The 530-nt window shown below is 54.7% G+C and carries 1 pseudogene; it reads left to right on the forward strand.

The features are described from left to right. Nucleotides 1-217: 217 nt before the first annotated feature. Nucleotides 218-530, forward strand: a pseudogene (locus AC1D1X_RS25390) (type II secretion system F family protein); the annotation flags it as partial.

Here is a 530-nt window from a genome sequence, read left to right on the forward strand (position 1 = left end):
AAATCGCTGCGCAGGCTGAACAAATCGCTGCGCAGGCTGAACTCGAAGGGGTCCGAAGCCTGCGCCAGTCCGGATTGCAAAAAGTTAAACTCGGAATGACCTCACTGGAAGAGGTTTTGGGTTGCACGAATGTTTAAATTTGCTCACGCAAAGTGCTGATTAATCGGCGTCTGTAGCGAAAGGTGGCTTGGGCCATCGATAAAACGAGAAAACCATCATGGCAACTGCAGCATCTGTCAAAGGCGTCAAGGAATTTGTTTTTGAGTGGGAGGGCAAGGACCGCGGCGGCAAACAGGTTCGGGGCGAAACCCGGGCCGCCGGAGAAAACCAGGTCAAGGCTTCCCTGCGCCGCCAAGGCGTTTTGCCCACCAAGATCAAAAAGCGCAGCATGCGCTCCGGCAAGAAGATCAAGCCGAGGGACATCGCCATTTTTACCCGCCAGCTGGCTACCATGATGAAGGCGGGCGTTCCACTTTTGCAGTCGTTTGATATTGTGGGTCGCGGCAATGCGAATGCCAGCGTCACCAAGG

Source organism: Polaromonas sp. P1_G4 (genome assembly GCF_056405475.1).